This window comes from Actinoplanes sp. NPDC048791 (assembly GCF_040650095.1).
GTDB lineage: Bacteria > Actinomycetota > Actinomycetes > Mycobacteriales > Micromonosporaceae > Actinoplanes.
In genome coordinates, this window is sequence record NZ_JBEZGQ010000393.1 from 1 (window position 1) to 7,219 (window position 7,219).

General features: G+C 69.6%; 4 protein-coding genes and 1 pseudogene. All 5 read left to right on the forward strand.

The genetic code is table 11. The features are described from left to right. Nucleotides 1–746 precede the first annotated feature (746 nt). A complete protein-coding gene (locus AB0C29_RS25535) occupies nucleotides 747–2,264 on the forward strand; it encodes a sugar transferase (protein ID WP_360824804.1) in 1,518 nt (505 codons plus the stop codon). 72 nt (nucleotides 2,265–2,336) lie between these two features. Next, the gene (locus AB0C29_RS25540; RefSeq protein WP_360824807.1) at nucleotides 2,337–3,194 is read left to right on the forward strand and encodes a phosphatase PAP2 family protein; all 858 of its coding nucleotides are present in this window, start codon (nucleotides 2,337–2,339) and stop codon (nucleotides 3,192–3,194) included. Further along, complete coding sequence (locus AB0C29_RS25545; protein WP_360824810.1) at nucleotides 3,191–4,132, forward strand: glycosyltransferase; 942 nt, start codon at nucleotides 3,191–3,193, stop codon at nucleotides 4,130–4,132. The genes AB0C29_RS25540 and AB0C29_RS25545 overlap by 4 nt, the downstream gene beginning before the upstream one ends. A 179-nt stretch (nucleotides 4,133–4,311) precedes the next feature. Next, complete coding sequence (locus tag AB0C29_RS25550) at nucleotides 4,312–6,246, forward strand: delta-60 repeat domain-containing protein (RefSeq protein ID WP_360824813.1); 1,935 nt, start codon at nucleotides 4,312–4,314, stop codon at nucleotides 6,244–6,246. Between the two features lie 136 nt (nucleotides 6,247–6,382). After that, nucleotides 6,383–7,219: pseudogene (locus AB0C29_RS25555) on the forward strand (hypothetical protein); the annotation flags it as partial.

Genomic DNA, 7,219 nt, shown 5'->3' on the forward strand with positions numbered 1-7,219 from the left:
GGCGACCCGTGATGAAGATCAACCTTGCTGGGGCGGCCGAACCGCGCCGGAGCCCGGATGACCTGGCCGCCGAGGAGCCGCTGGAGATCCGGCAGGCGACTCGAGGGTTCCGCCCGCCGGGCCGTCGACCGCTGCCCCGCTCTGGCGCTGCGGCTCGTACAGCGCTGAACTGCTTCGCGCTCGCCGTTCCGCACCTCGTCCGAAATGGTTGCGGCTTGATCTTTTTGCCGACCGACTCAGTGGATCATCCATTGTCAAGTGGGCCGATCGACGGGCGTGTCTCACATTCGGCCACTTCTGTCCAACCCGGATGATCGATTAGGGTCGTCCTGACATCGAAGGTCACGACTACCCCGCGCACGCGCTCCGCGTCCGGCATGTTACGGTGCGATGCCATGATCGGCTCTATCGGACAAATCACGGGCGCCAATGTGGAAAAAGCGGACCAGGACCGGTCGGCCGCCGTCTCCTGACCTCACTCTCGGTATGCCTGTTAATTTGTCCGATGTAGAGCCGAGTTCACCGGCAATGCACGATGTTGCCGCCCGCCCCGGTATCCGAAAACTTGGTCCCGCGTTCGTAAAGATTGCGACCCTGGGGTCTCTATTTTCCTGGCCGTCGTCTAGCGTTCACCGCCTGAGCGTCCTTGCGCTTTGTTGTTCTGAGGCCAAGGGGTGGGGGGCGTCGTAAGTGGGGTGCACGAAATTGCCGAGTGGGCGTGGGGTCTCCCGGCGGGCAGGGGCGTCGTGACAACGACGGAAACAACGGCGGACAACGCCGCGACCGGACCGATTCCGACAGCTTCCTCGTATGCGGGCGTCACCGAACGGGATCTCGGTGCCACCGACGAGCGGGGCCACGCCGACCGCTGGGTCTGGGAGGCCCGCTACGTCAAGCTGCTCCTGATCATCGACTTCGGCGCGACCCTGGTGGCCACGCTGGCCGCCTTCGTGCTGCGGTTCCAGGGCGCGCAGTACGCGGACTGGTATCTGGTGCTGTCCGCATTGATCCCACCGGTGTGGGTGGGTCTGCTGGCGCTGACGCACGCCTACGAACGGCGGGTGCTGTTCGTCGGCGGCGAGGAGTATCAGCGGGTGCTGCGGGCCGGCGTACGCCTCACCATGGGCATCGCGCTCGCCTCCTATGTGGCCAAAGCGGACATCGCCCGGGGCTATCTGCTGATCGCTCTCGTGCTGACCACCGTGCTCTCACTGACCGGCCGCTTCGTGCTGCGCAAGGTGCTGCACCGTTCCCGCCGGCGCGGGGCCTGCATGCACCGGGTGCTGGCGCTCGGTCACGCCACGGCCGTCGCGCAGATGACCCGCCAGCTGCACCGCCGCTCGCACCACGGGTTCCAGGTCATCGGCGCCTGCCTGCCGGCGGGCCAGCTCGCCGACGCGGCGCACACGGTGGACGTGCCCGTGTTCGGTGCCCTGGGCGCGGCGGCGAACTCGGCCGCCGCCGCCGGGGCCGACACGGTGATGGTGCTGTCCTGCCCGGAGCTCGACGGCCCGATGCTGCGCCGCCTGGCCTGGGAGCTGGAGCGCGACGACATCGACCTGATCGTCTCGTCGTCGCTGGTGGACACCGCCGGTGACCGGATCACCGTGCGCCCGGTCGACGGCCTGCCGATGATGCACATCGAGCACCCGCGGCTCTCCGGCGGCCGGCGCCTGATCAAGTCCATGTTCGACGTGTCGGTGGCCGCGCTGCTGCTGGTGCTGCTCGCGCCGCTGTTCCTGCTGGTCGCGCTGGTCATCCGGCTGGACACCGGTGGCCCGGTGTTCTTCCGCCAGGTCCGGGTGGGCCGCGGCGGCGAATCGTTCCGGATGTACAAGTTCCGCACGATGCACACCGACGCCGAGGCGCGCTTCGAGGCGATGCGGCAGCAGAACGAGCACACCGGGGTGCTGTTCAAGATCCGCGCGGACCCGCGGGTCACCCGGACCGGCCGGATCCTGCGCCGCTACTCGCTCGACGAGCTGCCGCAGCTGATCAACGTCCTGCTGGGGGAGATGTCACTGGTCGGGCCGCGCCCGCCGCTGCCCAGCGAGGTCGAGCAGTATCCGCAGGACATGCGCCGGCGGCTGGTGGTCAAGCCCGGCATGACGGGGTTGTGGCAGGTGAGCGGGCGGTCGGACCTGTCCTGGGAGGACTCGATCCGGCTCGACCTGCGGTATGTGGAGAACTGGTCGCTCACCGTCGACCTGGTGATCCTCATGCGGACCGCGATGGCGGTCATGCGGGGCTCGGGAGCCTACTGAGCGGCGCGTGGGGCGTCGTTCGACAGGTGGTGCAAGCATGCGGCCGGGACGCCGCAGGATGGGGACACTTCGGTGGTACTGCTGTATTTCATCGCCGCGTTCGCGGTCATCGTGCCCGCGGTGGCCGGTCCGCTGCTGGCGTACGGGCCGGGCCGGCGGCTGGCCCGCGGACGGCTGGCGACCAAGACCCGCGAGTCCGTCGCCGGGCTGGTCGTGACCCTCGGAAAGCCGATGACCGCGCTGGTCTTCGTGCTGTTCTGGGCCGCCGCTGTCATCGCGGTCTTCTGGCCGGTCGGCATCCTGGCCCACCGCCTGGAGAACGTCATCGACTGGCCGGTGCTGCTCTGGGTGACCGACCGCCGCAGTCCCGGCTTCGAGGACTTCAACTGGTGGTACACCACGCTCGGCGACCGTGACCCGCTCAAGATCGTGGTGGTCGTGGCGGCGGTGCTCTTCGCCCCGTTCTGGCGCAAGCGGTTCTGGATCCCGCTGGTGGCGATCCTGCTCAGCTTCCCGCTGGAGCAGTACGTGCAGGCCATCCTGGCCGGCATGGTCAACCGCGGTCACCCGCCGACCGGGCTGGGCTCGTACCCGTCGGGTGGTATCGCCCGGGTGGTCATGACCTTCGGGGCGATCGCGCTGTTCGTCGCGCTGACCTGGAAGATGGGCCGGCGCTGGCACGTGCTGCTGGGCACCGTCGTGCTCATCATGGCGACCTACGAGGGCTACTCGCGCATCTACACCCAGAAGCACTGGCTCACCGACGTCATCAGCGGCCTGGTCTTCGGCCCGGCGCTGTTCCTGGGCTACGCCCTGGCCGTCGGCATCCTGGTCGGCCGGTATCCACGCCCGGCGCCGACGCCCGCCGCCGCGACGGAGGCTGTGGCCGCCCCGGCTGCCGAGCCGGTCGCCACGGCGAACGCGTCGTGACCACACTGCTCGTCGCCTCGACCGGGGGTCATCTCGCCGAACTGCACGACCTGAGGCCCCGGCTCGGGGTGGGGGAGCGGCGCTGGGTGACTTTCGACAGCCCGCAGAGCCGGTCCCTGCTCGACGGCGAGGACGTCGTCTTCGTGCCCCCGGCCACCAGCCGGGACCTGGTCGGCGCGGTCAAGGACCTGATCGCCGCCGAGCGGATGTTCCGCCGCGAGCGCTACGAGCGGGTGATCAGCACCGGCGCCAGCGTGGCCCTGGCGTTCTTCCTGCCCGCCACCCGCGCCGGCGTGCCGTGCTCCTACATCGAGAGTGCCACCCGCACCGAGGGGCCCTCGCTGACCGGCCGGCTCGCTGCCCGGGTGCCGCGCACCCGGCTCTACACGCAGTATCCGGCCTGGGCGGACGACACCTGGCAGTACGGCGGGTCCATCTTCGACGCCTTCGAGGCGGAGCCGGTCGCCGAGCCGCGTCCGGTGAGCAAGGTCGTGGTGACGCTGGGCACCCACGAGCGCTACACGTTCCCGCGCCTGCTCAACCATCTCGTGACCCTGCTGCCGCCGGAATGGGACGTGCTGTGGCAGGTGGGCTCGACCGTGGTCGATAAGATGCCCGCCGGCGCCCGGAAACAGGTGCCGATCACCGAGATGCGCCAGGCCCTCGCCGAGGCGGACGTGGTCATCGCGCACGCCGGGGTGGGCTCCGCGCTGGCGGCGATGCAGGCCGGCAAGCGCGCGCTGTACGTGCCACGGCGCAAGGCCTTCGGTGAGCACGTCGACGACCACCAGGTCGCGATGGCCCGCGAACTGGAAGGCAGGAAGCTGGTCGTGGCCCGGGAAGCGCCGGAGGTCGGCCTCGAAGATCTGGCGGAGGCGGCGGCGTGGCGTGTCCGGGCGAGCCCCGGGGTGGCGCCGTTCCGGCTGGCTCCGTCGTGATCGCACAGACTTCGTCCATCCTCTGTGCCCCGGCCCGGTCCGAGCAGGCAACGTCTCCGGCCGGACGGTCGATAGCGAACTGACGCTCACCGCACGAGGCTGCGTCAATCTTTAAATTCTCATTAGGAGGGCCCGTGTCCCTAAAGCGTCGACTCCGGTCGCGGCCGGTGGCCAGAATCCTGGCCTCCGCCGCGGTGCTGAGTCTGACGGTCGCTCTGACCGCCATCCCGGCCTCCGCCGTGTACGTTCCCCCGAACGACCCCGCGACCATCGTCACGGCCAACCCGGTGGACTACACGCCGCACGCCCAGAACGGCAGCATCCGTGCGTTCGCGCAGATCGGCAACACGGTCTACGCCGGCGGTTCCTTCAGCGGCATCAAGGCCGCCGGCGCGAGCACCTGGTCGCCGGCGAGCAACCTGGTGGCCTACGACGCCGGCACCGGCGCGCTGCGCACGGGGTTCGCCCCGGTGCTCGACGGCGCGGTGCAGACCCTCGCGGTCAGCCCGGACGGCAAGCTCATCGTCGGTGGCAGCTTCGGCACGGTGAACGGGGTGTCCCGCAAGAACCTCGTCGAGCTGGACCCGGCCACCGGCGCCACGGTGACCGGCTGGGTCGGCCGCGCCGACGGCGGGGTGGTGCGCCGCGCCATCGTGCACGACAACCACCTCTACATCGCCGGCGCCTTCCACTGGATCAACGGCACCGAGCACGGACTGCTGGCCCGCCTCAACGCCACCACCGGCGCGATCGACAGCACCTTCCAGGTCGACGCCAGCGGCCCCCGGCCGTACCCGAACAGCACCGAGCTGGTCTGGGGCCTCGCGGTCGCGCCCGACGGTGACACGGTCGTCGCGGTCGGCAACTTCACCGAGGTCAACGGCAACGCCCGCAACCAGGTCGTCATGATCGATACCGCGAGCACGCCCACCGTCGCGGACTGGAACACCGACCGGTACGTGGCCGCCTGCTACAGCAGCTCGTTCCCGTTCTACGCCCGTGACGTCGACTTCAACGACGACGGCAGCTACTTCGTCATCATCGCCGACGGTGGCCGCGGTGACGCGTACTGCGACGCCACCGCCCGCTGGGAGACCGCGGACCGGGGCAGCAACGTCCAGGCGACCTGGGTCGACGTCACCGGCACCGACTCGGTCACCTCGCTCGAGGTCGCCGACGGCGTCGTCTACGTCGGCGGGCACTTCCGCTGGCAGAACAACGCCAACGGCAACGACACGCAGGGCCCGGGTGGCGTCAGCCGCTACGGCATCGCCGCGCTGGACCAGCAGAACGGCGTACCGCTGAACTGGAACCCGACCCGGTCGCCGGGCAGCCAGCTGCCGGCCGGCGGGACCAACTGGGGCCCGATCATGTGGGAGCTGTGGAAGGGCCCGAACGGGCTGTTCGCCGGCTTCGACGCCGACGGCCTGGGCAACGAGTACCACGGCCGGCAGGGTTACTTCCCGGACGCCGGTGGACGCACCATCGCGATCCAGGACGCCCCGCAGGCCGCCTCCGGTTACCTGTACCTGGGGGCCGGTAACGGCCAGGTGACCAAGGTGTCGTACGGCGTGTCCGGCGTGGGCGCCCCGGCGACGGTCAGCCAGCCGCAGCTCACCAGCGCCAAGTCGGCGTTCGTGGTGTCCAACAAGGTGTACTGGGCCAAGACGGACAGCAGCGCACCCAGCGGCAGTCTGCTCAACATCTCGATCCTCAGCGGTTCCGGCGCGATCGGTGCCCCGTGGGTCGGCAGCGGCTACAACTCGTGGTACGCGGCGGCCAGCATGACCGGCGCGTTCTATCTGCAGGGCCGGATGTATTACACGACAGCGTCGAGCAACGCGCTGTTCTATCGTTACCTCACGCCGGACGGCTACGTCATCGGCGCCACCGCCTTCACGCTGCCCACCTCGGGCATCGACTGGCGCACGGTGCGCGGCATGACCTGGGTGGCCGGCAAGCTGGTCTACGGTTCCACGGACGGTTCACTCCGGACGGTCAACTTCGACGCTTCGGCGTCGACCGCGGTCGACGGCTCCACCGCCACTGTGGTGGCGGCGCCGACGGCCGAGGCGACATGGTCGAACCCGACCCTGTTCTTCGCCACTTCGTAACACAGACTGTCGTCGGAGCGACGACTCTCTGTTGCGTAACCTTCCCCGGCCGCGCGAGGATGCCGGCCGGGGAAGGTTTCGGTGAGAACAAGCTCTACCGAAACACAACTGCAGACATGTCGGGGAGAGACGACTCATGGATGTGACTGATTCCGTCGCCGCGAGCCGGCAGCGGGTCGTCGGCTTCGCGGACGTCGTACGGATTCCGCTGCGCCGGTGGCGCATCGTGCTGACCGCCACCGCGGCCGTCACGCTCGCGGTGCTCGCCTACCTCTTTTTCTTCCCGGCGACGTATCGCGCGACAACGGTTGTCGTGCTGCGTCCCGTGGTCACCGACCCGTTCACCCTGCCGTCCAGTGGCGCCGACCGGGCCATCAACATGACCGCCGAGAACGGCATCGCCCTGGGCAACGACGTCATCGACTCGACCGCCCGGATCCTGAACCGCGATCCCGAGGCGGTCCGTGAGTCGCTCACCACCGAGGTGCCCACCGGCGGGCAGGTGCTGCGCTTCCAGTACGCCGGCGACAGCGAGCGCAGCGCGATCACCGGCGCCAACACCGCCGCGGAAACGTACCTGCGGGTCCGTGAGGACATCTACAAGCAGCAGCGGGCCGCGCTGATCCTCTCCTACGACAACACCATCAAGCAGGTGACCGGGCAGCGGCTGGCGGTGCAGAAGACGCTGCCCAACCAGAAGAGCAGCACCGACACCGCGTCGCCGCGTACCCAGGCGACGCTGGATCAGGTCAGTGCGCTCAACGACCAGATCGCCCAGCTCGCCAACGCGCGCGCCAAGGTCTCCTCGGCCGACCTGAGCCCCGGCTCGATCACCGCCGCGGCCCGCGCGCCGATCCCGTCCAGCCACGACGCCGGCCTGCTCTATCTGCTCGGCGCGGGTCTATCTGGCCCGGATCTATGCCGCCGCGGCCGTGCCGGACACCGTGCTCGAGGCCGCCCGCACCGACGGGGC